A 24,554-nucleotide genomic window follows, 5' to 3' on the forward strand; every position below is an offset into this window, starting at 1 on the left:
CAATTTGAATACGGGATAAATCAGGCGCCGCTGGGGTCGCGCCAGCGGTTGACGATCGGGTAGCGGCGGTCCAGCCAGAAGGCTTTGCGCGACAGCCGGGTGCCCGGCGCGGATTGGAAACGTTTGTATTCGCTGATCAACAGCAGATGCTCCACCCGTTTTACCGTGTCACGTTCATAGCCCGCGGCCATGCAATCGGCGACCGAAGCTTCCTCATCGACCAGCATGGTCAGGATCCCATCGAGGATCTCATAAGGCGGCAGGCTGTCTTCGTCTTTTTGGTCGGGGCGCAGCTCGGCGCTTGGGGGTTTGTCGATGATCGACACCGGGATCACCGTGCCCTCTGGCCCTTCCATCCAGTTGCGATGATTGGCATTGCGCCAGCGGCAGACGTCAAAGACGCGGGTTTTGTACATATCCTTGATCGGATTGTAGCCGCCGTTCATGTCGCCGTAGATGGTGGCATAGCCGACCGCGACCTCGGATTTGTTGCCGGTGGTCAGCAGCATTTCGCCAAACTTGTTGGACAGCGCCATCAGCAGCAGGCCGCGCAGGCGGGATTGGATGTTTTCCTCGGTCAGGTCCTCATCCCGGCCGGCAAAAAGCGGCGCCAGCGTGTTGGTGACCGCCTGACGGCTTTCGGAGATCGGCACGTAGTCGTAATGGCAGCCAAGGTTTTTCGCCAACGCCTCAGCATCATCGAGCGAGCCTTGCGAGGTATATTCCGACGGCAACATCACGCAGCGCACGTTTTCAGCGCCCAGCGCGTCAGCGGCGATGGTGGCAACAATGGCACTGTCGATCCCGCCGGAGAGCCCCAGCAGCACCTTCTGGAAACCAGATTTGCCACAATAGTCGCGCAGCGACTGCACCATGCAGCGATAATCCTGTTCCATCTCATCGGGCAGGCTGGCCTTTGGGCCATCTTCGGCCATCCAGCCACCCTCTGTGCGCTTCAGCGTGACATGGGCCAGCGCCTCATCAAACAGCGGCAGTTGCAGCGCCAGCGCGCCGCCCGGGTTCAGGATGAACGAACCGCCATCAAAGACCTGATCGTCCTGACCGCCCACCATGTTGAGATAGATCAGCGGCAGGCCGGTTTCGACCACGCGGGCCACCATATGGTTCATCCGGCGTTCGAACTTGCCGCGATAGTAAGGTGATCCATTGGGCACCAGCAGGAACTCGGCGCCGGTTTCCTCCAGCGTTTCGGCCACATCTTCAAACCAAGCATCTTCGCAGATCGGCGAGCCAATGCGCACCCCGTCGATGTCATAGGGCCCTTCCAGCGGGCCGTGATCAAACAGGCGCTCTTCGTCAAAGACGGTGTAATTGGGCAGGTGATGTTTGCGCCGGATATGGGCGATCTTGCCGCCTGACAGGATGTAATAGGCGTTGAACAGCTGGCCGCCCTCAGCCAGTGGGCCGCCGATTGCGATGGCGGGGCCGTCTGCGCAATCGGCCGCCAGCAGCCCCATCAGCTCATAGGCGCGGGCCTGCAGCGCGGGCTTCATCACCAGATCCTGCGCGTTATAGCCCAGCAGGAACATTTCCGGCAGGGCCAGCAATTGGCTGCCTGCGGCTTTGGCCTCAGCCCAAGCCTCTTTTACCTTGACGGCGTTGCCCTCCAGATCCCCCATCACCGGGTTCAGCTGGGCCAGTGTCAGTCGAAATGTATCGGCCAATTGCTGCGCTCCTCTTTGGCGTCACCCCTGTGATGTAACAGATCACCCGGCAAGGGAAAGCCGATTTGCAGGAAAGCCGTTGCCTGATCGGCATTCCTCGCCTAGGTTTTTGCATGTTTCAGAGGGAACGGGGACCTGGGGCTTAGGGATTAACATGGCGAAAAAGCACGATAAACAGGCGGCAGCAGTCGCGCGGGTGGCACTGGCGGCCGGACTGGCGGTGACAGCTGTAGCTGGTGCAGGCCAGGCACAGGACAGTGATGTCCTCACCAAGCAATTTGATGACGGCGGTGTCTATGAGGGCACCTTCAAGGGTGGTTTGCAGCATGGCACCGGCACCTACCGGTTGCCAAATGGCTATGAATACACCGGCGCGTGGGTTGAGGGTGAGATCAAAGGTCTGGGTGTGGCCCGCTTCCCCAATGGATCGGTCTATGAGGGCGCCTTTGAAAAGGGCAAACCGCACGGGTTGGGCAAGATCGTCTTCACCGATGGGGGTACCTATGAGGGCGACTGGGTCGAAGGCAAAATCTCAGGCCAGGGTGTGGCGACCTATGCCAACGGCGTGCGCTATGAGGGCGGCTTTCAGGATGCGATGCACCATGGCCGCGGCCGGATGCAGAGCCCGGGCGGCTATGTGTACAACGGCGACTGGGTGAGCGGCGTCAAAGAGGGCTTTGGCAAGATCACCTATCCCGATGGCGCGATTTACGAAGGCGCTGTCGCCCGTGGTGCGCGCGAAGGTCAGGGCACGCTGACCATGCCGGACGGGCTGGTCTACACCGGTCTGTGGAAAGACGGCCAGATCAACGGCAAGGGCAAGCTGACCCAGCCCAATGGCGATGTCTATGAGGGCATGCTGGTGGGCGGTCGCCGGGAAGGTCAGGGCAAAGTCACCTACGCCAATGGCGACACCTATGAGGGCATGTTCCAGGAGGACAAGCGCGACGGTCAGGGCACCTTTAACGGGGCGGATGGCTATCGCTATGTCGGCGCCTGGGTCGCCGGTCAGATCGAGGGCGACGGCACCGTGACCTACCCCGATGGCTCAACCTATGCCGGGCAGTTCCGCGCCGGGCTGGCCGATGGCATTGGCAAGATCACCTACCCCGATGGCGCCACTTATGAGGGCGACTGGAAGGCCGGTGTGATCGACGGTCAGGGCAAGGCAACCTACCCCAACGGGCTGACCTATGAGGGCAGTTTCATCAACGCGCAGAACCACGGATTTGGCATCATGACCTACCCCGATGGCTACCGTTACGAAGGCGATTGGCTGGAAGGGCAGCGCCACGGCAAGGGGCAGGCCACCTATGCGGACGGCACGCTTTACAATGGCGACTTTGTTGCCGGTCAGCGCGAAGGTGTGGGGGAGCTGACCATGCCGGATGGCTTCCGCTACAATGGTCAGTGGAAAGCCGGCGAAATCTCAGGCAACGGGATTGCCACCTACCCCAATGGCGACAGCTATGAGGGCGCCTTTGAGAACGGTAAACGCTCAGGCCAGGGCACCATGCGCTACGCCACCGGACAAGAGGCCAGCGGCACCTGGGAAAACGGCGCCCTGAACAACGACGCGGCGCCTTCGGGCAACTAAAGCGTCTGATCAAGACATAGAAAAGCCCCGGTCCTGCCGGGGCTTTCTCAATTACCTTTCGCGATAATCTGCGGCCGATTGGATCGCTTCCTGAGCCTGGCCTTTTGGAATCCAACCTGTGTTTCGTTTATTTACCAAGATCTTTGCCCGGCAGCCCCACCTTCGTTCAACGCCTACAACCGGCGACGCGCCACTTTTGGCAAGGCTCACCCATCACAGCGGCTACGTGCGCGAGGCAGCTCTAGTTCGACTTAACGGCCCGATTAACGATCCCGAAACGATCCGTGCGGTGTTCCTGCGACTCAACGATTGGGTGCCGCAGGTCCGGACCGCCGCAATTTCTGCGCTGCTACGTTGCGTGGAGACGACAAGCGCCGAAGTTTGGGCTCCAATCCTGAAAACCCTACTGCCGCAAATGGGAAACTGGAAAAGGTGGGCAAAGGGCCCCCACCCAACCACGCGCGATGTGGCGTTTGACCTGTTGCTGCGGCGGGACGTGTTGGACGTTTTGCTGGTCGATTTACTGCACAGCGGGGAAGGAAAACTGGGTTTGGTCTTTGCCCTCCTGAACCGCAATGTGCTGCTGGACGCACATCTGCAGGAAATCGCAGCGCAGGCCGCACTGCCGCATATACGCGGCATGGCCCTGACCTGCCTACTGACCGGTGAAATGCGTTGGCCCACAGGTGGGACCCAGATGGTTTGGGTAGACAAATCGCTGGGCAAGCGGCGACTGGAAAGAGTTTACAAGACCCGACCTCTCTCCGTTGATGTGCCTATGCTGCTGGTGCTTGAAACAGCCACCTCGGACAAGGCGCGCGGGGTGCGGCTGAATGCGGCGGATGGGCTGATCGCCCATAGGCAAAACCCAGAGGTGATCCCACGCATCCCCGAATTGATGGCCCGCCTCAGCAACGATCTATCCCCAGCCATGCAAGGCCGTATGGAATTCCTTGAGCGCAAACTGGCCGAGGAAGCGCAGACCTGAAAAAAAACGAAGGGCGGCGCGTGCCGCCCCTCATGAGTGTTGCACACGGATTTCCGGGCTCTACGCTCAGAACTTCCCGTTTTCATGAACCATTTCGGCGGGGGTGGGGGCGACGACGTCCCAGTGTTCGACGATCTTGCCGTCTTCGACACGCCAGAGGTCAAAGAAGGCCCAGGGCTGGCCGCTGACCACGGCGTCGGATGCGACGAAGACGAAGTTGCCCTCGGCCACGACGATCTGCGGCTCAAATTTGGTGATGACAAATCCCTGATCGGCCCAGGCTTTGGTGCCGGCAATCAGCCCGTCGATCCCGTCGGCCAGGTTGGGATTGTGCTGCATATAGACCTCAGAATAGATCGGCGCTTTCTCCGGGGCGGCGCCGCCCAACACGTCGCGCACAAAGCCCAAGACCAGCGCCTTGTTCGCTTCGGTTTTGTCCAGATCGGTGATCTCGGTGGCGCCATCGGTCATGCCGCGACCAGACACGGTGGTTTCTGGCACCGGCTGCAGGTTGTCCCAATGTTCGGCAACCTTGCCATCCTCCACCCGGAAAATGTCGAAGGCGGCGAGGGCCGGGGCGCCGAACGCATCGGCGTTTTCAAAGGTGCTGTGCAGCACAACCATGTCCCCTTCGGACAGGACGCGGTGCGTTGTCACCGTCATGCCGGACTGCGCCACCAGCGGGATCAACCCGGCCAGCCCATCAGCCCCGGTCGGCACCTGCGGATTGTGCTGAATGTAGTCGGGCGTCACCAGCTGACGGGCGGCTTCGGGATCGTGATCGACGAAGGCGGCGGTGAAAAGGGCGATGACAAGTTCTTTGATGGCCATGGTGTGGTCCTCTGATTCGTAGGTTGTGACTACGTGGTATCAAATTCATACCACATCGCAATTACGTACCTTAAAGTGACCTGGTATGTTGAACCCTACCTGCTTGTGTATGCAGGACTTGTTGAGGTGCGGGGGCTTCGTTACTGTGGAGACAAGTTGTGAATCACTACTAGGAACGATCATGCTACCCATTGGCGTTGCCAATAAGGCCGAGGCTTCGAACTGCTGCATCCGATCCGTGCTGTCCAATGTGACCGGAAAGTGGCGGATGATCGTCATTCTGGCGCTGGAGGATGAGCCGAAACGCTTCGGCGATCTGAAGCGCTGCATCGGGGATGTGACCCAAAGCGTGCTGACAGAGAACCTGCGCGGGTTACAGCGCGATGGCTATCTGACGCGCACGGTCGATCCCGGCCCGCCGGTGGCCGTGTCTTATGAGCTGACGCCACGCGGGCGCAGCCTGCTGGAGCTGCTGAAACCGCTGGTGTTCTGGTCACATGATCAGATGGATCCGGTGCGGCAAACCCGGATGGAGTATGACCGGGCCAACGCCAAATAGGTGCTGGCGACAAGCCTAACGGTGGCTCACCATTCTACCCGTGTGCCCTGCCAATCGAAGAACCCACCGCTGTCTTCGGGGCGCAATGCCTCCATCACCTGCACCAGGTTGGCCGCCGATTGGGCCGGATGCACCGTGGCGTGGCGGGCGGCGTAGTTTTCAGTGAACGTTGTGGCCACAGTGCCCGGATGCAGGGCGGCGCAGATGACGCCCTTGTGGCTGCGGGCCAGTTCGATCGCGGCGGTGTGGATCACCTGATTGAGCGCCGCCTTGGCACTGCGGTAGCTGATCCAGCCACCAAGGCGGTTGTCGCCGATGGAGCCAACGCGGGCCGACAGCGCGGCGAAAACCGCCCTGCCCTGACGCGGCAACAGCGGCAGCGCATGTTTCAGGACCATCGCAGGCCCCAGACAGTTGATCGCGAACTGATCCGCCATCGCTGCCGGGTCCAGCGCCTTGATGGTCTTTTCCGGTGGTTGCCCGGCCCCGTGCAGTGCGCCTGTGGCCACAAAAATCAGATCATACGGCCCCTGTAAGGCGCCAAGATGGGCGCTGACGGACGCCTCATCCGTCACATCCAACCCATCGACAGAGCGTGACAGGGCCGTGACGGACACGCCCCTTGCCTGCAACTCTGCCACCATTGCTGCGCCGATACCGCCCGACGCGCCGATTACCAATGCGTGTTCCATAAGCGGTGACCTAGCGGTCGTTTCTTGCGCGCCAAGGTGAGATTCTGACTTTTCATTTCAAATAAGCCGGTTATAACTTCGCCCCATGACGATGAAGGGCCATATCATTTCGACCGACCACCGCGCTGGCTGCGCGGGCGTTTCGGCTGCCCTCATCCTACTGCTAAGCCGCCTCTGAGCGTGCCGTTTTGGCGCGACCGCTCAGAGGATGTGCCTGTTTCGCGCCCAAACCCGCAAAACCAAACCACCGGCTTACGCACGTAATTACATAAGAGACCTGACATGACCGATTCCGCGACCACATCCCCCGCGCAAGATCACGTATTGATCTTTGACACCACGCTCCGTGATGGCGAACAGAGCCCCGGCGCCACCATGACCCATGACGAAAAGCTCGAAATTGCCGAGATGCTGGACGATATGGGCGTGGACATCATTGAGGCTGGTTTCCCGATCGCCTCGGAAGGTGACTTCAACGCGGTGAAAGAGATCGCCCAGCGCTCGAAGAATTCGGTCATCTGTGGCCTGTCGCGCGCCAACTTCAAAGATATCGACCGCTGCTTTGAGGCGGTGAAACACGCCGCCCAGCCGCGCATTCACACCTTTATCGGCACCTCACCGCTGCACCGCGCCATTCCCAACCTCACCAAGGATGAGATGGCCGAGAAGATCCATGAAACCGTGACCCACGCCCGCAACCTCTGTGACAACGTGCAATGGTCGCCGATGGATGCGCTGCGCACCGAACATGACTACCTGTTCCGCGTGATCGAGATCGCGATCAAAGCCGGGGCCACCACCATCAACATCCCGGACACCGTGGGCTACACCATCCCGCGCGAAAGCGCTGACTTGATCGCCAAGATCCGCGCCAATGTGCCGGGGGCGGATGAGGTGATCTTTGCCACCCATTGTCACAATGACCTTGGCATGGCGACCGCTAACTCGCTGGCGGCGGTTGAGGCGGGGGCGCGTCAGATCGAATGTACCATCAACGGCCTGGGCGAACGCGCTGGCAACACCGCGCTGGAAGAGGTTGTGATGGCCCTGAAGGTCCGAAATGACACCATGCCCTATGCCACCGGCATCGACACCACCAAGATCATGGGCATCTCGCGCCGTGTGGCGGCCGTGTCGGGCTTTAACGTGCAGTTCAACAAGGCGATTGTGGGCAAGAACGCCTTTGCCCATGAAAGCGGCATCCACCAGGATGGTATGCTGAAGAACGCCGAAACCTTTGAGATCATGCGTCCCGAAGATGTGGGCATCGCCGGCACCTCGCTGCCGCTTGGCAAACATTCGGGCCGTGCGGCGCTGCGTTCGAAGATGACCGAGTTGGGCTTTGAACTGGCCGACAATCAGCTGAACGATCTTTTTGTGCGCTTCAAGGAGCTGGCGGACCGCAAGAAAGAGGTCTTTGACGACGATATCATCGCGCTGGTGCAGGTGGAGGCCGGTCAGGCCGACGCCGATACCATCCAGTTGAAGCGCCTGCGGGTGATCTGCGGCACCGACGGCCCACAGGAGGCTGAGCTGACCCTGACCGTTGATGGCGAAGAGAAAAGCATCGATGCGACCGGCGACGGCCCCGTGGATGCGGCGTTCAACGCGGTGAAGATGCTTTACCCTCACAACGCACGCCTGCAGCTTTATCAGGTGCACGCGGTGACCGAAGGCACCGATGCGCAGGCCACCGTTTCGGTCCGCGTTGAAGAAGATGGCCGCATCGCAACCGGCTCGTCAGCGGATACCGACACCGTGGTGGCCAGCGTCAAAGCCTACATCAGTGCGTTGAACCGGCTGATCGTGCGCCGCGAAAAAGTTGCACCCGGCGGCGACAACAAGGAAATCAACTACAAGGACATGCACTAAACCGCTGCCTTAGCGTTATACTCCTTAAGAGAGCCCCGGACCTACCCGCCGGGGCTCTCCTGTGTTTCATTTGTGTGTACCCGCCCAAATGTCGACATTTTTATGTTAAACAGGTTCGGTTCCAGTAGTCAGGCCAGCTTTTCCCTCTCGGAATCGTCCCCCAGGCCAACCTGTTTGCGAGAAACCGAACGTTGATGAAGTACCTAGATATCGGCAAAAGCCCGCTCTTCCCCGCCCCCCGGCGGTTCCGCCGACAGGTGCGTACATCCTATTCGGTCTTGCTGATCCTGGCGCTGCTGTCGCTCTATTCGGTCTTATCCAACCTCATCTTTGCCAGCTACAACACTGCCCTGATCGCCTCTGGCGCGGTGGGGGCTTTGGGGGCTGCGGCCTGGCTGCATCATATCGGGCGGCACACGCTTGCGCGGTTCGTGATGCTGACGTCGGTCAATCTGGCGATCTTCCTCTCCAGCTTCTTCCTGCCACAAAACAGCAACATGTCGATGTTCCTGCTGGCCTTTATCGGGCTGCCGTTCATCGTGATGTCCTGGCGTGAAAGCCGGCCGATGATGGCCTATTTCTGCGCTCTGCCGATGGTGCTGTGGATCATGCTGATGGTCACCAACTACGGCAATGGCGCCTATTTTGAGCTGGATCCGCAAATCACCGCGCTGTTTGGCTACAGCCATTCCATCATGGTTTTTGCCTTTGTGATGATGGAGTTCTTCTACTACGACCGGGTGACGCAGAACTACTCCCGCGCCCTGCGCCGCGCACTGCGGGCCGAGGAACGCGCCAACCGCGCCAAGACCGCCTTTCTGCGCTCGATGAGCCACGAAATGCGCACGCCTCTGAGCGCTGTGCTCGGGGCCGCAGATCTGTTGGAGCATCACCCCAAGGCCACGCCAGATATCAAACGCCTGGCCAAGATCGTGGCGGATTCCGGCACTGACCTGCTGTCGCTGACGGAAAAAAGCATGGCTTATGCGCGCATCACAGCCGGCAATGTTGATCCCGATCTCAGCCCGGCGGATCCGCTAAGCCTGATTGATCCGGTGATTGAGCGGTTCCGCGACAAGATCGATCGCAAAGAGATCAGCGTCGAGATCAGCAAATCCAACCATCACAAGGTGATCGTCGATCCAGCCATGTTCACTGAGGTGATCGCGCAGATCTTTGACAATGCGCTGACCTATACGCCCTGTCAGGGCTCCGTCCGGTTGCAGATCCGTGATGGCAAAAGCGGCGCTGTGCGGCTGATGGTTAGTGACACCGGTCCGGGCATTCCCAAACAGAACCACCGCGCGGCCTTCAAGCCCTATGAGCGGCTGGAACAGACCTATGGCACCAAATCCGGTGGCGGTGTGGGGCTGACCATTGCGCGGTCCTATGTGCACGCGATGCACGGCGAAATCGGGCTGGAACGGGAGCCGTCAGATGGCACCCATGTCTGGATCGAGGTGCCCGCAGCCTGACCTATTCCGGCGCTGACGGTGCCGTTAGGACGATCAGAACCGGTCGAGCAGACGTTTCAGATAATCCAGCTCTTCCTGCGGCCGTTCCCCTTCGCCTGAGCGGCGGCGGATCTCATCCAGCAATTCACGGGCGCGGCGATAGACATCTTCGCCCTGCAACATGTTTTCATCGCCGTTAAGCGCCCCACCGGCCCCGGGGTTGCGGCCCAGAGGATCACGTTGCGCCCCGGCGGTGTTGCCTTCGGCCTGTCCCTGACCGGGTTGCTGCTGGCGCTGCTGTTCGGCCAGTGCTTCACCAAGATTGCGCATGCCTTCACGCAGCTGATCCATCGCTTCGGCCTGTTGATCAATAGCGCCCGCCAGATCGTTTTCCCGCAGCGACTGTTCGGCGCCTTCCATCGCGCGTTCAGCCTGCCGCAGGGCATCGCGGGCGGCATTGCCGGCCTCACTGCCCTGCCCGGGCAGATTGCCCAGCTGGCGGTTCAATTCCTGGCGCAGGGCCTCTTGCCGTTCGGCAAGGCTGCCCTGGTCGGGTTGGCCACCTTGGCCCTCTTCACCGCTTTCGCCCGGCTGACCACCGGGGCCATCCCCGTCCTGGCCCTGACCGTTCTGACCCTCATGGCTCTGACCGCGCCCCTGACCGCCGTTGCGGCCTTCGTTTTGTTGCGACTGGCCCTGATTGGCGTTGGGGTTGAACTGCTCCTGCAGGTCGCGGAAAGCCTGATCCGAAAGCCCCTGCTGATCGCGCAGGGTTTCTGCCAGATCCTCCATCGCCTGCTGCCCGGGCGAGTTCTGGCCCTGACCTTGGGTGACCTGCATGTTTTCCATCAGCTGTTGCAGCTCTTCCAGCGCCTGCTGCGCCTCGGCCATGCGGCCCTGCTCCATCAACTCCTGAATGCGGTCCATCATCGCCTGCAGATCGTTCATATCCATCTGCATGCTGTTTTCATTTTCCGCGCGCTCAAACTCATCCATGTCCTGCTGCTCTTGCTGCGCCTGACGCGACAGTTGCCGCAGATAATCCTGCGTGGCGTCGCGCAATTCCTGCATCAGCTGGGCGATCTCCTCGTCGCTGGCGCCGTTGCGCATCGCCTCGGACAGGCGTTCCTGCGCCGATTGCATGCGTTCCAGCGCATCATCGATGTCGCCGTCTTCCAGCTGCACGGCAAGGTTCCACAGCGCCTCAGCCAGGTCATCGCGGGTGTCATCCGTCAGCCCTTTCGGCAGCGCGGCCTCAAGGCGGCGCAGGATGGTGCGGAATTGCAGGTAGGTGCCCTCATCACGGAACAGGCGATCCTCAGGCTGCCAGCTGATCGCCCGCATGATCATCGCCACGCGGGGGGCATTTTCCCGGTTCCACAGAAGGTCCCGACGCTGTTCGATTACGGCGGCGGCCAGCGGATCAAAGAAGCGGCGCGCCGGCAGCGGGATCTGCAAGACATCGGCAATGCCTTCTTGCCCGGCAGCATCCTGAACCCGCAGGGATATGCTGACCGGCAGATGTGCCCAGGGATGTTTCGAAAAATCCTCAATCCAGGTTTCTTCATAGTCATCACGGGCGCCGGCAATGGGCAGCGGCAGGTCGCTCATCAGTGCGTCGCGTGGTTCAGGTGGCAGTGCCAGACCATAGCGGCGATCCACGGCGGCCAGATCCAGCGTGACCTCAGCCTCCCCCATCTGGATGCCGTAGTCATCCACGGCCTCGTAACCCAGGCTCATTTGCCCTTCGTAAGAGGTTTCGGGCATCGCAGTCACTGCAATGCGCGGGGCCATATCAGGCTGGATCACCACAACCCAACTGCGGCCGCCCTCACCCTCGATGGTCAGGGCGCCGTTTTGGGTGATGGCAAAGGTTTGTTCGGGGGCGGCGGGGTCTTGGGCCTCCGGGCTGGGGGTGCTGATGGTTTCGGCCACCTTCAGGGCACCGACCTCACCGTAGAGGCGTAGGATCAACCGGCTGCCTTCGGCAACCTCCAGCAGGTCCTCTTTCTGATCGGCCAAGTAGCGGGTGGGCAGGCCAGTGTAGCCCGGTGCCTCAATCCAGCCCTCCCACGAGGGGCCTGCGGTCAGTGCCTGCGCGGCACCGCTCAGCGGATCCACCTCAGAGACGCGGGCAAGGCTGCCGAAAATCAGACCGATGCCGAGCAACAGCATCGCATGGTAGCGCAGCGCGTAAGGATCGCGCCGGGCAAGGCCGGGAGCAGGTGCCACCGGCCGGGCATCGGCCATCCGGTCCGCCATCCGTTTCTGATGCGCCGCCCAAAGCGCCTGTGAGGCGGGATCGCTGGCGCCAATGGCCTGCTGATCCAACACCGCCTGAATCGGGCGCCCCTTGAGGGTTTCGTCCACCCGCGCCAAGGCCGCGCCTGCAGCGGGCAGGCGGAACATCCATAACCCGCGCAACAGGCCAAAGAGGATCAGCGCACCAAAGACGGCGTAGGTTCCAAGGATCAATGAGGGCGACAACCAGTCCTGCGCGCCAAGCAGCAGCGCCGCCAAGCCAAGAATCACCGCCGTCCACAGCGGCCAGAAGGCCCGCGCCAGATTTTCTGACAGCATCCCCAGCCAGGTCAGCCGAATCGACCACAGCGGCAGCCGCGCCTTGGGCGGCGCGGGCTTGGGTGTTTCAGTGTGGTTCCGGGTTTCCTGCGTGTCTGACATAACCTTTCCCCGCGGCGCTGCGCGGGGATCGCGTCAGAGCCACTCTGGGATGGTATCGCGTTTCAGCATCTCGTCAAACGTTGGTCGTTCACGAATGACGGCAAATTGATCTTCGTGCACCAAAACCTCGGGGATCAGGGGCCGGGTGTTGTATTCGCTGGCCATCACCGCGCCGTAGGCCCCTGCTGAACGGAAGGCGACCAGATCACCGGGGGCCAGCGGCGCCATCATGCGTTCCTTGGCGAAGGTGTCACCGGTTTCGCAGACCGGGCCGACGATGTCATAGGGCTGTTGTTCGATGCCGGGCGCCGGTTCCTTGACCGAGACGATGTCATGATGGGCCTCATACATCGCCGGGCGCAGCAAATCGTTCATCGCACCATCCAGAATAAGGAAGTCGCGCCCTTCCCCGGATTTCACATAGATCACCTTGGAGACCATGATCCCGGCGTTGCCCGCAATCAGGCGACCCGGTTCAATCTCAATCTCACAGCCCAGATGGCCCAGCTCTTCTTTGATCATCGCGCCATATTCAACCGGCAGCGGCGGCGCTTCGTTTGAGCGAGTGTAAGGAATGCCCAATCCGCCGCCCAGATCCAGACGGTGAATGTCATGGCCGTCACTGCGCAGCGTCTCGGTCAGGTCGGCAACCTTGCGATAGGCCAGGCGGAAGGGGTCCAGATCGGTCAGCTGACTGCCGATGTGCACGTCGATGCCAACAACCTTCAGGCCCGGCAGGGCAGCCGCGCGGGCATAGACCTCACGCGCGCGGGCGATTGGGATGCCGAATTTGTTTTCGGATTTGCCTGTGGCGATCTTCGCGTGGGTTTTCGCATCCACATCCGGGTTCACCCGTACGGTGATCGGTGCCACCTTGCCCAGTGACAGCGCCACCTCATTGATGACCTCCATCTCGGGCTCGGATTCGACATTGAACTGGCGGATCCCGGTGCTGAGAGCGGCGCGGATCTCCTCATGGGTTTTGCCAACGCCGGAGAAGACGATTTTGTCCCCCGGCACGCCAGCGGCAATGGCGCGGGCGTATTCGCCACCCGAAACCACATCCATACCGGCACCAGCCTGCGCGAGGGTTTTCAGGATCGCCTGGTTGGAGGCCGCTTTCATCGCGTAGCAGACCAGATGGTCCATGCCCGCCAGCGCCTCATCAAACAGGCGGAAGTGGCGCAGCAGCGTGGCGGTGGAATAGCAGTAGAACGGCGTGCCGACCTTGGCGGCAATCTCAGCCACCGGCACATCCTCGGCGTGCAAAACACCATCACGATACAGGAAATGATCCATCTATCTGCCCTTCCGTCTTGATCGCAGAGGTCATAGCAGATCGCGCTATCGGATCAACGTGGCAATCGTATCAACACAATGGCGGCGTCCCCCGGCAACGGGGGACGCCCCACAGCCTGAATCAGCCTTCGGCACCAATCAGGGTCGAGATCAGCAGGCGCGCATTGTCGTCATGCCATTCCGCATCACCGATCAGGCGGCCAATCTCGCGCCCCTCAGGGTCAATCAGAACCGAAAGCGGCAGGCCGATCACCGCCATGTTGCGGGCCAGCTTCTGCTTGGGGTCGCGGTGCAGCGGCAGGGTTTCGATCCCGGCATCGGCAAAGAATTTCTTCATCGATGGCACCGGATTGCGGCCGGTGGCGATGGTCACCACCTCAAAGGCGTCGCCGCCAAATTCAGCATTCAGTGCATCCAGCGCCGGCATCTCAGCCCGGCAGGGGGCACACCATGTGGCCCAGAAGTTCACCAACACATATTTGCCGCGGTAATCGGCCAGTGCGATGGGCGCGCCCTCCACGGTTTCAAAGGCATCTGATTTCAGATCCTTCGCCGCATCATGCAGGATCAGCTTCTTCATGTCGCCTTCGCGCATCTCACGCAACGCCTCCATATCGGCGGCGGCAGCGCCATTTGCACCAAGCATCAAGGCCGTATAAAGGGTTGTGGCAACAAACTTTCGCATTTTTCCTCCCAAGGGGCAGACCATGAGTGACAAATCCTCGAACCAGATGTGGGGCGGCCGTTTCGCTGCCGGACCGGACGCGATCATGGAGGCGATCAATGCCTCGATCGGGTACGACCAGCGCATGGCCAAACAGGACATCGAAGGTTCCAGGGCCCATGCCGCCATGCTGGCCGCCACAGGCATCATTACTGATAGCGATGCTGAGGTCATTCGGGAAGGTCTGCTCACGGTCTTGTCAGAGATTGAAAGCGGCACCTTCCAGTTTTCCACCGCGCTGGAAGACATCCACATGAATGTTGAGGCACGTTTGAAGGAAATCGTCGGTGAGCCTGCAGGCCGTCTGCACACCGCACGGTCGCGCAACGATCAGGTGGCCACCGACTTCAAACTCTGGGTGCGCGATCAGATTGATGCGTCGATCGAAGGGATTGAGGCGCTGATGAAAGCGCTGATCGGTCAGGCAGAGGTTGGCTACAACTGGGTGATGCCCGGTTTCACCCACCTGCAGACTGCACAGCCTGTAACCTGGGGCCACCATATGATGGCCTATGTGGAAATGCTGGGCCGTGACCTGAGCCGTTTCAAAGATGCCCGTGCCCGGATGAACGAATCGCCCCTGGGTGCGGCCGCGCTGGCCGGCACCTCTTTCCCGATTGATCGCCACATGACGGCGGCGGCGTTGGGATTTGACCGCCCGGCGGCAAACTCGCTGGATGCGGTGGCGGATCGTGATTTCGCACTGGAGTTTCTGTCGAACGCTTCAATCTGCGCGATGCACCTAAGCCGCTTTGCCGAAGAGCTGGTGATCTGGTCCTCGGCGCAGTTCCGTTTTGTCACCATGTCCGACAAGTGGTCCACCGGCTCATCCATCATGCCGCAGAAACGTAACCCTGACGCGGCTGAACTGCTGCGCGCTAAGCTGGGCCGGATCTTTGGCGCCAATGTTGCGCTGATGACCGTGATGAAGGGCCTGCCGCTGACCTATTCCAAGGACATGCAGGAAGATAAGGAACAGGTGTTTGACGCCGCCGACAACTTCCTGCTGTCGCTGGCGGCGATGACCGGCATGGTCAGCGATATGACCGGCAACAAAGACTCGCTTGCGGCGGCGGCTGGTTCCGGCTTCTCAACCGCAACCGATCTGGCCGACTGGTGTGTACGCGCGCTGAACATGCCGTTCCGCGACGCCCACCACGTCACCGGATCGCTGGTGGCCCTGGCCGAGGAAAAGGGCTGTGACCTGCCGGATCTGACGCTGGAGGACATGAAATCGGTCAACGACCAGATCACCGAAGAGGTCTTCGGCGTCTTGGGGGTTGATAATTCGGTCGCTTCGCGCATGTCATATGGAGGCACAGCACCGGCACAGGTGCTGGTACAAATCAAACGCTGGAAGAAAGAACTGGAATGAAACCTCTGTTGCTTACCCTTGGCCTACTGAGCCTTGCGGCCTGTGGCATCGATGGCGAACCGGTGAAACCCACGGCGGGGGCCTCGGTCAACATCGGCACCAATGGAATCACCACCTCTGCCGGGGTGGGTGTCCGCAAGGGCCCGATCTCCATCGGGATCGGCCTCTGACGCCTAGACCACAGTCCTATTGAAACTGGGCGATCTGCCCTGACTGGCCCGACCTTGGCAAAAGGTTGGGCCGGTTCGTTTTTGGCATCGGGCTGCGTCATGGGCGCAATTTAACCCTCTGTTAGGGAAGTTCGGACATCCTATGCCTATGGGGCCGCTGGCGCCCCGATGAACCAGAGGACCTGTCTCATGCACGGCACCCCGCCCCCCCGCCTGCCGCCAAGTGCTGATATTCCCGCCGGGATGGACAACCCGCTGAACTATGCGGTGCAGCAACGTGACCGGGACGTGTTGCAGATGGTGGCGGATGCGCTGCGTCATGATGAGGTGCTGCTGGCCTATCAGCCGATTGTCGAAAGCAGGCGTCAGGATCACATCGCCTTTTACGAAGGTCTGGTGCGCATACTGGATGCCACGGGCCGCGAAATTCCCGCCGCCCAATTCATGCCCCAGGTGGAGGATCGCACCCTCGGGCGGGAAATTGATTGCACCGCCCTCAGGCTGGGGTTGCAGGCGCTGGCCAATGTGCCGGGGCTCAGACTGTCGATCAACATGTCTGCGCGGTCAATCGGTTACGCCAAATGGCTGCGGGTTCTGGATGAGGGGCTGCGGGCGGATCCCAGCGCCGGGGCGCGGCTGATTCTGGAAATCACCGAAAGTTCGGCGATGACGGTGCCCGAACTGGTGCGCAGTTTCATGGCTGAGATGCGGCGGCTGGACCTGGCCTTTGCCTTGGATGATTTCGGCGCGGGCGCCACCGCGTTCCGCTATTTGCGCGACTTCCGCTTCGACATGGTGAAGATTGACCGGCAGTTCTGTCACCGGATCAGCACACAGCCCGATAATCAAACGCTTGTTCGCGCTATGGTTATGATTTCAGAACAGTTTGAGATGATGACGATTGCCGAGGGCATCGAAGAACCAGCCGATGCCGAATGGTTGTCAGCCGCTGGTCTGCACTGCCTGCAGGGCTATCACTTCGGCTATCCGCGCCTGCACCCGCATTGGCATCAGGACCAGTGCGAAAAAGCACGCGCCTGAGCCGCCGCCACTGAATGCGCTGCAACGCGGCAATTCCGCACTCTTGCCGCACTGCGGCGAATGTTCTATGACCAAGGGGAAGGCGGGAAGTGTTGGGCCCGCGGCGACGCGTTACCCCTGCGCAGATCCGCCATGATCTTGGTGGAGGAAGAACATGACCAATGTCGTCATCGTATCGGCAGCGCGGACCGCTGTTGGATCATTCAGCGGCTCATTTGCAAACACCCCGGCCCATGACCTAGGCGCAGCCGTACTGGAAGCGATCGTAGAACGCGCCGGTATCGAAAAGGGTGAGGTTTCGGAAACCATCCTTGGTCAGGTTCTGACCGCCGGTCAGGGCCAGAACCCTGCCCGTCAGGCCCATATCAACGCCGGCCTGCCGATCGAAAGCGCCGCCTGGGGCATCAACCAAGTTTGTGGCTCAGGCCTGCGTGCCGTTGCCTTGGGCGCCCAACATGTGCAGCTGGGCGATGCGGCGATTGTGGCTGCAGGTGGTCAGGAAAACATGACCCTCAGCCCCCATGTAGCGCATCTGCGTGCCGGCACCAAAATGGGCGACATGAAATACATCGACTCGATGATCCGCGACGGTCTGTGGGATGCCTTCAACGGCTACCACATGGGCCAAACGGCCGAGAATGTTGCCGAACAGTGGCAGATCAGCCGTGACATGCAGGACGAGTTTGCGCTTGCCTCGCAAAACAAGGCCGAAGCCGCTCAGAACGCAGGGAAATTTGATGATGAGGTGATCCCCTTCACCATCAAGACCCGCAAGGGTGAGATCGTGGTCGACAAGGATGAATACATCCGCCACGGCGCCACGATCGAAAACATGCAGAAGCTGCGCCCTGCCTTTGTCCGCGACGGTGGCACTGTGACCGCGGCCAACGCCTCGGGCCTGAACGACGGCGCCGCCGCAGTCTTGCTGATGAGCGCCGATGAGGCAGAAAAACGCGGGTTGGAGCCTCTGGCCCGCATCGCTTCATACGCCACCGCAGGTCTGGACCCGTCGATCATGGGCGTTGGCCCGATCTACGCCTCGCGCAAAGCGCTGGACAAGGCCGGCTGGGCCGCCGGCGATCTGGATCTGGTGGAAGCCAACGAAGCCTTCGCCGCCCAGGCCTGCGCCGTGAACAAAGATATGGGCTGGGACCCGTCGATCGTGAACGTGAACGGCGGCGCCATTGCCATCGGCCACCCGATCGGCGCCTCGGGCTGCCGGATCCTCAATACGCTGCTGTTTGAAATGAAACGGCGCGAGGCCAAAAAAGGTCTGGCCACACTCTGCATCGGTGGCGGCATGGGCGTCGCCATGTGCCTGGAACGTCCCTGAGGGCGCCGGTGAGAGAGCAAGAGACATATCAAGGGCGCCATCACGGCGCCCTTTTTTTGGGCAGCCTGTGCTGCAGGTGCGAAAAACTGCCACAGACCCCAAATTGATCGCGAAATAATATTGCTTAAAAGAAAATCACAACGTAACACTATTACCAACCCAATTTCCGAACGGAGAGAAGACCATGGCACGAATTGCACTTGTAACCGGTGGATCACGCGGGATCGGCGCCGCAATTTCCAAACGGCTTAAGTCCGAAGGTTATGAGGTTGCCGCGACCTATGCAGGCAATGACGACGCCGCTGCAGCCTTCACTGCGGAGACCGGCATCAAGACCTACAAATGGAATGTCGCCTCTTACGAGGACAGCGCCGCAGGTATCGCCAAAGTTGAAGCGGACCTGGGCCCGATCGATGTGGTGGTGGCCAATGCCGGCATCACTCGCGACGCACCGTTCCACAAGATGACACCGGAACAGTGGCATCAGGTGGTCGACACCAACCTGACCGGTGTGTTCAACACCGTGCACCCGATCTGGCCCGGCATGCGGGAGCGCAAGTTTGGCCGGGTGATCGTGATTTCCTCGATCAACGGGCAGAAGGGCCAGTTCGCCCAGGTGAACTATGCCGCCACCAAAGCCGGCGATCTGGGCATTGTGAAATCGCTGGCACAGGAAGGCGCCCGCGCGGGCATCACCGCCAACGCCATCTGCCCCGGCTACATCGCCACTGAAATGGTCATGGCCGTGCCGGAAAAGGTGCGCGAGTCGATCATCGGTCAGATCCCCACCGGCCGTCTGGGCGAACCGGATGAGATTGCGCGCTGCGTGTCCTTCCTGGCGTCTGATGAGGCGGGTTTCATCAACGGATCCACCATTTCGGCCAACGGTGGTCAGTTCTTCGTCTGATCCCCAGAGCCAGATGTGACAAAGGCCGCCCCGGTTTTCCCGTGGGCGGCCTTTTCGTCTCGTAAGTCCTGAAGATCAGGTCAGCGGGACGGTTCCGTAAGTACCGGCCGAGGTCTTGGCAGGCGCAGCGGAACGAAACAGGGCGCGGAAAAGACCAACGAAGGCGGCACCACGTGCGGCGTAGGCGGCTTGGCTCTGGCGGGTCTGGGCAACTTCGATCATCGGGTATCTCCGTCATTAAGATGTCTGAACTGACCCTAATATGCGGTTTATACCGGGCTGCGACAAACGAGAGTTTCCAAGGCGTCAGTTAAGCTGTATTTAACTGATATGTCTGATCGTCTACCGCCCCTAACCTCCCTTCGTGCCTTTGAAGCGGCTGCGCGCCATATGTCCTTTGCCAAAGCGGCGGAGGAATTGCATGTGACGCCCGCAGCGCTGTCTTATCAGATCAAATCCCTTGAAGAGCATTTGGGCACGCCTTTGTTCATACGTCTTAACCGCGCGGTGGAACTGACCGAAGCGGGCCGCGCCCTGTCACCGGGCGCATCCGAGGCGTTTCAGACCCTGACCAATGCCTGGCGTGCCACCCGGCGGCTGCAGGACAATACGACGCTGAACGTCACCGCAGGCCCGGCCTTCACCGCCAAATGGATGGCGCCGCGCCTTTATGAATTTGCCCGCGCCCATCCTGAGGTGGATCTGCGATTCTCCGCCAGCCTGAGGATGATGGATTTTGAGCGGGATGAGGTCGATGTGGCGATCCGGTTTGGCTACGGCCCCGACCATGGCGTCTGGTCGCAAAAGCTGAGCAGCGAATGGTTCACCCCGGTGATGCTGCCCGAAATGGCAGAGCGGTATCCCACACCCGAAAGCCTGACCAAAGCGCCGCTGATCTTTGATGAATCGACTGATTTCCTCAAACCCGCCTGTGACTGGCCTGCATGGTTCCGTGCCATGGGGGTGGATTTCACCCCATCACACGGGCTGCATTTTTCCGGGGCGGACCACGCGGTGGACGCGGCCCTTGCCGGTGGCGGCGTGGTGCTGGGCCGCCGCGCCATGGTGATCAAGGACATCTATGATGGCCGGCTGGTGGCCCCTTATGGGGTGGGCCTCGGGACAAAAGCGCACTTCCGGTTCCTCTGTCGGAAGGGGACGGAAAACCGTCCACATATAGTGGCACTGCGGGAATGGATGCTTGCAGAAATCGCCAAAACCATTTCTGTTCACAACGCATTAACCATTATCCCGGTAGAGGACGTTCCCGCCCCATGACCAGCCACGCCAATTCCCCCGCCCCCAACGCTACGGGCGGCACACAGACGATGTCCCGATCCCGCGCCACGGCCATCGGCTTTGTTGCGGTGCTGCTTTGGGCGCTGCTGGCGTTGTTTACGGTGGGCACGGCCCCGACGCCGCCGCTGTTGCTGAACGCGATCTGCTTTGCCATCGGCGGCACCTTGGGGGTGATCTGGACCGGTGTCACCGGTGGTGCAGGCAAGCTGCGGGCGGTGCCGCTGAAGGTCTATGCCTTTGGCACGATCGGCCTTTTTGGCTATCACGCGCTTTATTTCAGCGCCCTGCGGCTAGCGCCCCCTGCGCAGGCCGGGCTGATCGCCTACCTTTGGCCGCTGTTGATCGTGCTGTTTTCCGGGCTGTTACCAGGGGAAAAACTGCGGGCGGGACATTTCATTGGTGGGATCATCGGCTTTGCAGGCGCCGCGCTGATAATCCAAGGTGGCGGCAGCGGCTTTGATGCCAGCGCCCTGCCCGGCTATCTGCTGGCGCTGGGATGCGCGCTGTTCTGGTCCGGCTATTCCGTCCTGTCGCGCAAACTGGGCGACATCCCGACCGAGGCTGTGGCAGTGTTTTGCATCGCAACTGCTGTTCTGTCGGCGCTGCTGCATCTGGCAACGGAAACCACCCAATGGCCGGTTGGCCTCTGGGGGTGGGGATCGGCCATCGCACTGGGGCTGGGGCCTGTGGGCCTGGCCTTCTACGTCTGGGATATCGGGGTGAAACGCGGCGACATTCAGCTGCTTGGTGTCAGCTCCTACGCGGCACCTTTGCTGTCGACACTGGTTTTGGTGGGGTTTGGCATCGCCGCCCCAAGCTGGTCCCTGGGGCTGGCGGCTTTGCTGATCACGGGTGGCGCGGGATTGGCTGCCCGCGCCAGCTTGAAAAAGTGATCAGGCGGTTGCGGTACTGAGCCGTTCGATTTCTTCCTTCAGGCGCAGTTTCTGCTTTTTCATTTCGGCAATTTCCGCATCCGACGTGCCGGGAGCGCGCTGCGCTTCTTCGACCTGATGCGAGAGGGCACTGTGTTTTTTCTTCAGTTCTTCGATATGCGAACTCAAGGCCATATAATTCTCCTCTCAATGTTAGTGCGAGACTCTCAGTCGATCATAGATCGTCGCCCCTGTCACGCTGCAGTGCAGCGCAAACAGGCCCCAAGCGGCGATTTGCTTACACCGGGACTTACACTGGGAAAGGCAGCGCCGCGCCATCGCGTAAAACGGCCTGAATAACAGGCGCATAGTCTTCGCCATCGCTGCCGTGCTGCGCGCCCTGATGCAGGACCAGACCCTCATGCAGGCGAAAGTCAGCGCGGCCGTTTTTGCGCCCACGGATCAAGACCAGCTGCGCCTCACGTCCCGCGCGGGGAATCAGCGGCAACAGCTGCAGCGACCCCAACACGCCGCCCATTTCGCTGATCAACTCGGGCAGGCGTTCCGCCCGTTGGATGAAGCTGACATAGCCCTTTGGCTTGCAGCGCTTTGCCGCCACCGCCACCCAATCCGCCAAGGGCGTTTCCCCGGCAAAGGCGATATCACGCCCCGTATCCTGCGCCGCGGTCGACCGGTCACGCTGAAAATAGGGAGGATTGGCGAAAACGTGATCGAACTGCTGCTGGCGCAGCCCCTCAGGCAGTTGGGTCAGATCACCGGTGACAACGTCAAAGGCCGCGACCGCCTCAGCAGCGTTGCGGCGGGCCAGTTGGGCATACTCCTCCTGCAGCTCCAGCCCGGTCACCGTGACCCCTGGCACCCGCGCCAACAGGCAGAGAGAGGCCACACCAACACCGCAGCCCAGCTCCAGCGCACGCTGCCCTGGCTTTGCAGGCAGGGACGCCGCCAGCAACACAGGATCCACCCCGGCGCGATAGCCTTTGGCCGGCTGCCAGGCCTTCACGGCCCCGTTGAGGAAATCATTGTGGGTCAGATCAGCCATCTGAAACGGCCTCAGCCCTCCAGCGCGATACCGTTGTCGCGCATCACCTGTTCGGCCTCTTCCAGGTCGTCAGGATGCACCATCAGACGGCGCGGCAAAATGCCGATGCTGCCCTCAAGGACGCTCATGTTTACGTCCATTTCAAAGCAGTCTATACCCTCCCCCTGAAGCAGCGCTTTGGCAAAGGCAATCGACGTCGGGTCGGTGGTTCGAAGCAGTTGTTTCATATCGGGGAAATATGGGCATGACGTGCGGATTTGTCGAGGACAAGAAGCGTCATGGGCGGGACAAGATGAACCTGGATCACGCAAGCACAAAACCACATGAGCGTCTGGCGGCGCATCTGGAAACCAAACTGGTGGCGGTGAATGAGATGATTCATTCCCGCATGATGTCCGAACACGCGCCGCGCATCCCGCAGGTGACCGCGCATCTGATCGATGCGGGCGGCAAACGGCTGCGTCCGATGCTGACCTTGGCGGCGGCAGATCTGTGCGGCTACCAAGGCCAATATGATGTGCATCTGGCCACCACGGTGGAGTTCATCCACACCGCAACACTGCTGCATGATGATGTTGTCGACGAAAGCGCCCAACGTCGTGGCCGTCCGACGGCAAACCTGATGTGGGACAATAAATCGTCGGTTCTGGTCGGTGATTACCTGTTCTCGCGCTCATTCCAGATGATGGTTGAGCCGGGCAACCTGCGAGTGCTTTCGATCCTGTCCAATTCCTCGGCCACAATTGCCGAAGGCGAGGTTCTGCAGCTGACCGCGGCCACCGATCTGGCCACGGATGAAGATATCTATCTGCAGGTCGTGCGCGGCAAGACCGCCGCGCTGTTTTCCGCTGCAACCGAGGTGGGCGGCGTCATCGCTGAGGCCCCAGAAGAGCAGGTGAAAGCGCTGTTTGACTATGGCGATGCTTTGGGCATCTCCTTCCAGATTGTGGATGATCTGCTGGATTATCAGGGTGATAGCGCTGCGACGGGTAAAAACGTCGGGGATGATTTCCGCGAACGCAAGCTGACCCTGCCGGTGATCAAAGCAGTTGCCAAAGCCGACGCTGAAGAACGTGCATTCTGGGTGCGCACCATTGAAAAGGGCCGCCAGGAAGAGGGCGATCTGGAGCACGCGCTGAGCCTGCTGAACAAACACAATACGCTGGAAGAAACCCGTCAGGATGCGCTGGCCTGGGCCACCAAGGCCAAGGATGCCCTGCAGGTGCTGCCGGATCATCCGGTGCGCCAGCTGCTGATTGAGATTGCCGATTACGTGGTCGCGCGGATCAACTGACGGCTAGGACAAAACCGTGGCTTGCACCCACCAACCGGGGTGGGCCAATGCAAGGGCGGCGTCAGCCGCCTTTTTGCTGTCCGGGTAAAGCCCAAAGCAGGTCGCGCCCGAGCCTGACATGCGAGCAAGTCCCGCGCCACTTTCCCGCAACGCCTGTAGAACATCAGCGATCACCGGCTGCGCCGCAATCGCCGGCGCCTCCAGATCATTGCGCTGCCGGGAAAGCCAGGCCAGCAGTTGATCGACGCTGATGCCCTGCGGCAGCGCCTCCATCGGGGCGTTATCCTTGCTGGCCAGCCCGCCAAATACCGCGCCGGTGGGCACCGGCACGCCGGGGTTGACCAAGACCGCGTGCAGCGGCGGCAGGTCGACCGGGGTCACCTCCTCACCGATACCCCGCATGAAACCCGCGCGGGCCAGCATGCAGACCGGCACATCCGCGCCAAGGCTCACCCCCTGATCCGGCACGGCGCGTCCAGTCAGATCCGCCAGCAACCGCAGGGCAGCTGCTGCATCAGAGGACCCACCGCCAATTCCGGCGGCTGCGGGCAGGTGTTTTTCCAGCGTTATGGTAGCCTGCGCCCCCATCAGCTCCGCCGCGCGGAACACAAGGTTGGAGGGGCCGACCGGCACGCCCTGCGCCATCGAGCCACTGACCGCCAAGGACATTTCGCCCAGCCGACAGGTCAGGTGATCCCCAACGTCTGCAAAGACCACCAGCGAATCCAGCAGGTGATAGCCATCAGCCCGCTGGCCCGTGACATGCAGCGTCAGATTGATCTTGGCGGGCGCGAAGCCCTCAAGCTTGTCCATGGTC

General features: G+C 60.9%; 24 protein-coding genes. 13 read left to right on the top strand and 11 right to left on the bottom strand.

Features of this window, described 5'->3' with window-relative positions; translation table 11 throughout:
- Positions 1–20: 20 nt before the first annotated feature.
- A complete protein-coding gene (locus TL5118_RS10925) occupies positions 21–1,685 on the bottom strand; it encodes an NAD+ synthase (protein ID WP_082626418.1) in 1,665 nt (554 codons plus the stop codon).
- A gap of 154 nt (positions 1,686–1,839) precedes the next feature.
- Here TL5118_RS10925 and TL5118_RS10930 point away from each other — a divergent pair, with 154 nt between their 5' ends.
- Complete coding sequence (locus TL5118_RS10930) at positions 1,840–3,282, top strand: MORN repeat-containing protein (RefSeq protein ID WP_082638147.1); 1,443 nt, start codon at positions 1,840–1,842, stop codon at positions 3,280–3,282.
- 496 nt (positions 3,283–3,778) lie between these two features.
- Entirely contained in the window at positions 3,779–4,270 is a 492-nt protein-coding gene (locus tag TL5118_RS21535; RefSeq protein WP_131727634.1) for a hypothetical protein, read from the top strand.
- Between the two features lie 66 nt (positions 4,271–4,336).
- Here the strand turns inward: TL5118_RS21535 and TL5118_RS10940 are convergent, their stop codons facing one another.
- Positions 4,337–5,101, bottom strand: coding sequence for a nuclear transport factor 2 family protein (locus TL5118_RS10940; protein ID WP_058245043.1), 765 nt, complete (start codon positions 5,099–5,101; stop codon positions 4,337–4,339).
- Positions 5,102–5,282: 181 nt separating this feature from the next.
- Between TL5118_RS10940 and TL5118_RS10945 the strand changes: the two genes are divergently transcribed.
- Positions 5,283–5,660 carry a winged helix-turn-helix transcriptional regulator gene (locus TL5118_RS10945; protein WP_058245044.1) on the top strand — a complete coding sequence of 126 codons (378 nt, stop codon included), beginning with the start codon at positions 5,283–5,285 and terminating at the stop codon, positions 5,658–5,660.
- A gap of 26 nt (positions 5,661–5,686) precedes the next feature.
- On the opposite strand, the gene TL5118_RS10950 is transcribed toward TL5118_RS10945, so the two are convergent.
- Positions 5,687–6,352 carry an SDR family NAD(P)-dependent oxidoreductase gene (locus TL5118_RS10950; protein ID WP_058245045.1) on the bottom strand — a complete coding sequence of 222 codons (666 nt, stop codon included), beginning with the start codon at positions 6,350–6,352 and terminating at the stop codon, positions 5,687–5,689.
- Positions 6,353–6,634: 282 nt separating this feature from the next.
- Between TL5118_RS10950 and TL5118_RS10955 the strand changes: the two genes are divergently transcribed.
- Together TL5118_RS10955 and TL5118_RS10960 are read left to right on the top strand one after the other, a co-directional pair.
- The gene (locus TL5118_RS10955; RefSeq protein ID WP_058245046.1) at positions 6,635–8,224 is read left to right on the top strand and encodes a 2-isopropylmalate synthase; all 1,590 of its coding nucleotides are present in this window, start codon (positions 6,635–6,637) and stop codon (positions 8,222–8,224) included.
- Positions 8,225–8,418: 194 nt separating this feature from the next.
- The gene (locus TL5118_RS10960; protein ID WP_058245047.1) at positions 8,419–9,699 is read left to right on the top strand and encodes a sensor histidine kinase; all 1,281 of its coding nucleotides are present in this window, start codon (positions 8,419–8,421) and stop codon (positions 9,697–9,699) included.
- Positions 9,700–9,732: 33 nt separating this feature from the next.
- Here TL5118_RS10960 and TL5118_RS10965 read toward each other — a convergent pair whose 3' ends face one another.
- The 3 genes from TL5118_RS10965 to TL5118_RS10975 all read right to left on the bottom strand — a co-directional run bounded on the left by TL5118_RS10965 (position 9,733) and on the right by TL5118_RS10975 (position 14,344).
- Entirely contained in the window at positions 9,733–12,360 is a 2,628-nt protein-coding gene (locus TL5118_RS10965) for a TIGR02302 family protein (protein ID WP_058245048.1), read from the bottom strand.
- Between the two features lie 33 nt (positions 12,361–12,393).
- Positions 12,394–13,659, bottom strand: a complete 1,266-nt coding sequence (gene lysA, locus TL5118_RS10970; RefSeq protein ID WP_058260786.1) for a diaminopimelate decarboxylase — start codon at positions 13,657–13,659, stop codon at positions 12,394–12,396.
- 121 nt (positions 13,660–13,780) lie between these two features.
- Positions 13,781–14,344, bottom strand: a complete 564-nt coding sequence (locus TL5118_RS10975; protein ID WP_058245050.1) for a TlpA disulfide reductase family protein — start codon at positions 14,342–14,344, stop codon at positions 13,781–13,783.
- 22 nt (positions 14,345–14,366) lie between these two features.
- Here TL5118_RS10975 and argH point away from each other — a divergent pair, with 22 nt between their 5' ends.
- The 5 genes from argH to phbB all read left to right on the top strand — a co-directional run bounded on the left by argH (position 14,367) and on the right by phbB (position 19,209).
- Positions 14,367–15,758 carry an argininosuccinate lyase gene (gene argH, locus TL5118_RS10980; protein WP_058245051.1) on the top strand — a complete coding sequence of 464 codons (1,392 nt, stop codon included), beginning with the start codon at positions 14,367–14,369 and terminating at the stop codon, positions 15,756–15,758.
- Positions 15,755–15,928: a hypothetical protein gene (locus TL5118_RS21380; protein WP_165590043.1), complete on the top strand. Its 174-nt coding sequence runs from the start codon at positions 15,755–15,757 to the stop codon at positions 15,926–15,928. The genes argH and TL5118_RS21380 overlap by 4 nt, the downstream gene beginning before the upstream one ends.
- A gap of 189 nt (positions 15,929–16,117) precedes the next feature.
- Positions 16,118–16,969 carry an EAL domain-containing protein gene (locus tag TL5118_RS10985; RefSeq protein ID WP_058245052.1) on the top strand — a complete coding sequence of 284 codons (852 nt, stop codon included), beginning with the start codon at positions 16,118–16,120 and terminating at the stop codon, positions 16,967–16,969.
- Between the two features lie 154 nt (positions 16,970–17,123).
- Positions 17,124–18,302, top strand: coding sequence for an acetyl-CoA C-acetyltransferase (locus TL5118_RS10990; RefSeq protein WP_058245053.1), 1,179 nt, complete (start codon positions 17,124–17,126; stop codon positions 18,300–18,302).
- Between the two features lie 184 nt (positions 18,303–18,486).
- Positions 18,487–19,209 carry an acetoacetyl-CoA reductase gene (gene phbB, locus TL5118_RS10995; RefSeq protein ID WP_058245054.1) on the top strand — a complete coding sequence of 241 codons (723 nt, stop codon included), beginning with the start codon at positions 18,487–18,489 and terminating at the stop codon, positions 19,207–19,209.
- Positions 19,210–19,284: 75 nt separating this feature from the next.
- On the opposite strand, the gene TL5118_RS21385 is transcribed toward phbB, so the two are convergent.
- A complete protein-coding gene (locus TL5118_RS21385) occupies positions 19,285–19,431 on the bottom strand; it encodes a hypothetical protein (RefSeq protein ID WP_165590044.1) in 147 nt (48 codons plus the stop codon).
- Between the two features lie 108 nt (positions 19,432–19,539).
- On the opposite strand from TL5118_RS21385, the gene TL5118_RS11000 reads away from it, so the two are divergent.
- On the top strand, positions 19,540–20,487 hold the full coding sequence (locus TL5118_RS11000) for a transcriptional regulator GcvA (RefSeq protein WP_058245055.1): 948 nt from the start codon (positions 19,540–19,542) through the stop codon (positions 20,485–20,487).
- Positions 20,488–20,537: 50 nt separating this feature from the next.
- Positions 20,538–21,401 carry an aromatic amino acid exporter YddG gene (gene yddG / locus TL5118_RS11005; protein ID WP_058245180.1) on the top strand — a complete coding sequence of 288 codons (864 nt, stop codon included), beginning with the start codon at positions 20,538–20,540 and terminating at the stop codon, positions 21,399–21,401.
- Here yddG and TL5118_RS20920 read toward each other — a convergent pair whose 3' ends face one another.
- The 3 genes from TL5118_RS20920 to TL5118_RS11015 all read right to left on the bottom strand — a co-directional run bounded on the left by TL5118_RS20920 (position 21,402) and on the right by TL5118_RS11015 (position 22,670).
- Complete coding sequence (locus TL5118_RS20920; protein WP_082626421.1) at positions 21,402–21,575, bottom strand: YdcH family protein; 174 nt, start codon at positions 21,573–21,575, stop codon at positions 21,402–21,404.
- A gap of 115 nt (positions 21,576–21,690) precedes the next feature.
- A complete protein-coding gene (locus TL5118_RS11010; RefSeq protein ID WP_058245056.1) occupies positions 21,691–22,443 on the bottom strand; it encodes a tRNA1(Val) (adenine(37)-N6)-methyltransferase in 753 nt (250 codons plus the stop codon).
- Between the two features lie 11 nt (positions 22,444–22,454).
- Complete coding sequence (locus TL5118_RS11015) at positions 22,455–22,670, bottom strand: putative signal transducing protein (RefSeq protein WP_058245057.1); 216 nt, start codon at positions 22,668–22,670, stop codon at positions 22,455–22,457.
- A gap of 65 nt (positions 22,671–22,735) precedes the next feature.
- On the opposite strand from TL5118_RS11015, the gene TL5118_RS11020 reads away from it, so the two are divergent.
- Positions 22,736–23,737, top strand: coding sequence for a polyprenyl synthetase family protein (locus tag TL5118_RS11020; protein ID WP_058245058.1), 1,002 nt, complete (start codon positions 22,736–22,738; stop codon positions 23,735–23,737).
- Positions 23,738–23,740: 3 nt separating this feature from the next.
- Here TL5118_RS11020 and TL5118_RS11025 read toward each other — a convergent pair whose 3' ends face one another.
- Positions 23,741–24,550 (bottom strand): 4-(cytidine 5'-diphospho)-2-C-methyl-D-erythritol kinase, encoded by an 810-nt coding sequence (locus TL5118_RS11025; protein ID WP_058245059.1) that lies wholly within the window; start codon positions 24,548–24,550, stop codon positions 23,741–23,743.
- Between the last annotated feature and the right edge of the window lie 4 nt (positions 24,551–24,554).

Origin of the sequence: Thalassovita autumnalis (assembly GCF_001458255.1) — a bacterium.
GTDB lineage: Bacteria > Pseudomonadota > Alphaproteobacteria > Rhodobacterales > Rhodobacteraceae > Thalassobius > Thalassobius autumnalis.

What these genes read in the sequence shown, in the direction of transcription:
- TL5118_RS10930 (WP_082638147.1), top strand. Translation starts at nt 1,840, where the DNA reads ATGGCGAAAAAGCACGATAAACAGGCGGCAGCAGTCGCGCGGGTGGCA.
- TL5118_RS10940 (WP_058245043.1), bottom strand. Translation starts at nt 5,101, where the DNA reads ATGGCCATCAAAGAACTTGTCATCGCCCTTTTCACCGCCGCCTTCGTC.
- TL5118_RS10945 (WP_058245044.1), top strand. Translation starts at nt 5,283, where the DNA reads ATGCTACCCATTGGCGTTGCCAATAAGGCCGAGGCTTCGAACTGCTGC.
- TL5118_RS10950 (WP_058245045.1), bottom strand. Translation starts at nt 6,352, where the DNA reads ATGGAACACGCATTGGTAATCGGCGCGTCGGGCGGTATCGGCGCAGCA.
- TL5118_RS10955 (WP_058245046.1), top strand. Translation starts at nt 6,635, where the DNA reads ATGACCGATTCCGCGACCACATCCCCCGCGCAAGATCACGTATTGATC.
- TL5118_RS10960 (WP_058245047.1), top strand. Translation starts at nt 8,419, where the DNA reads ATGAAGTACCTAGATATCGGCAAAAGCCCGCTCTTCCCCGCCCCCCGG.
- TL5118_RS10965 (WP_058245048.1), bottom strand. Translation starts at nt 12,360, where the DNA reads ATGTCAGACACGCAGGAAACCCGGAACCACACTGAAACACCCAAGCCC.
- lysA (WP_058260786.1), bottom strand. Translation starts at nt 13,659, where the DNA reads ATGGATCATTTCCTGTATCGTGATGGTGTTTTGCACGCCGAGGATGTG.
- TL5118_RS10975 (WP_058245050.1), bottom strand. Translation starts at nt 14,344, where the DNA reads ATGCGAAAGTTTGTTGCCACAACCCTTTATACGGCCTTGATGCTTGGT.
- argH (WP_058245051.1), top strand. Translation starts at nt 14,367, where the DNA reads ATGAGTGACAAATCCTCGAACCAGATGTGGGGCGGCCGTTTCGCTGCC.
- TL5118_RS21380 (WP_165590043.1), top strand. Translation starts at nt 15,755, where the DNA reads ATGAAACCTCTGTTGCTTACCCTTGGCCTACTGAGCCTTGCGGCCTGT.
- TL5118_RS10985 (WP_058245052.1), top strand. Translation starts at nt 16,118, where the DNA reads ATGCACGGCACCCCGCCCCCCCGCCTGCCGCCAAGTGCTGATATTCCC.
- TL5118_RS10990 (WP_058245053.1), top strand. Translation starts at nt 17,124, where the DNA reads ATGACCAATGTCGTCATCGTATCGGCAGCGCGGACCGCTGTTGGATCA.
- phbB (WP_058245054.1), top strand. Translation starts at nt 18,487, where the DNA reads ATGGCACGAATTGCACTTGTAACCGGTGGATCACGCGGGATCGGCGCC.
- TL5118_RS21385 (WP_165590044.1), bottom strand. Translation starts at nt 19,431, where the DNA reads ATGATCGAAGTTGCCCAGACCCGCCAGAGCCAAGCCGCCTACGCCGCA.
- TL5118_RS11000 (WP_058245055.1), top strand. Translation starts at nt 19,540, where the DNA reads ATGTCTGATCGTCTACCGCCCCTAACCTCCCTTCGTGCCTTTGAAGCG.
- yddG (WP_058245180.1), top strand. Translation starts at nt 20,538, where the DNA reads ATGTCCCGATCCCGCGCCACGGCCATCGGCTTTGTTGCGGTGCTGCTT.
- TL5118_RS20920 (WP_082626421.1), bottom strand. Translation starts at nt 21,575, where the DNA reads ATGGCCTTGAGTTCGCATATCGAAGAACTGAAGAAAAAACACAGTGCC.
- TL5118_RS11010 (WP_058245056.1), bottom strand. Translation starts at nt 22,443, where the DNA reads ATGGCTGATCTGACCCACAATGATTTCCTCAACGGGGCCGTGAAGGCC.
- TL5118_RS11015 (WP_058245057.1), bottom strand. Translation starts at nt 22,670, where the DNA reads ATGAAACAACTGCTTCGAACCACCGACCCGACGTCGATTGCCTTTGCC.
- TL5118_RS11020 (WP_058245058.1), top strand. Translation starts at nt 22,736, where the DNA reads ATGAACCTGGATCACGCAAGCACAAAACCACATGAGCGTCTGGCGGCG.
- TL5118_RS11025 (WP_058245059.1), bottom strand. Translation starts at nt 24,550, where the DNA reads ATGGACAAGCTTGAGGGCTTCGCGCCCGCCAAGATCAATCTGACGCTG.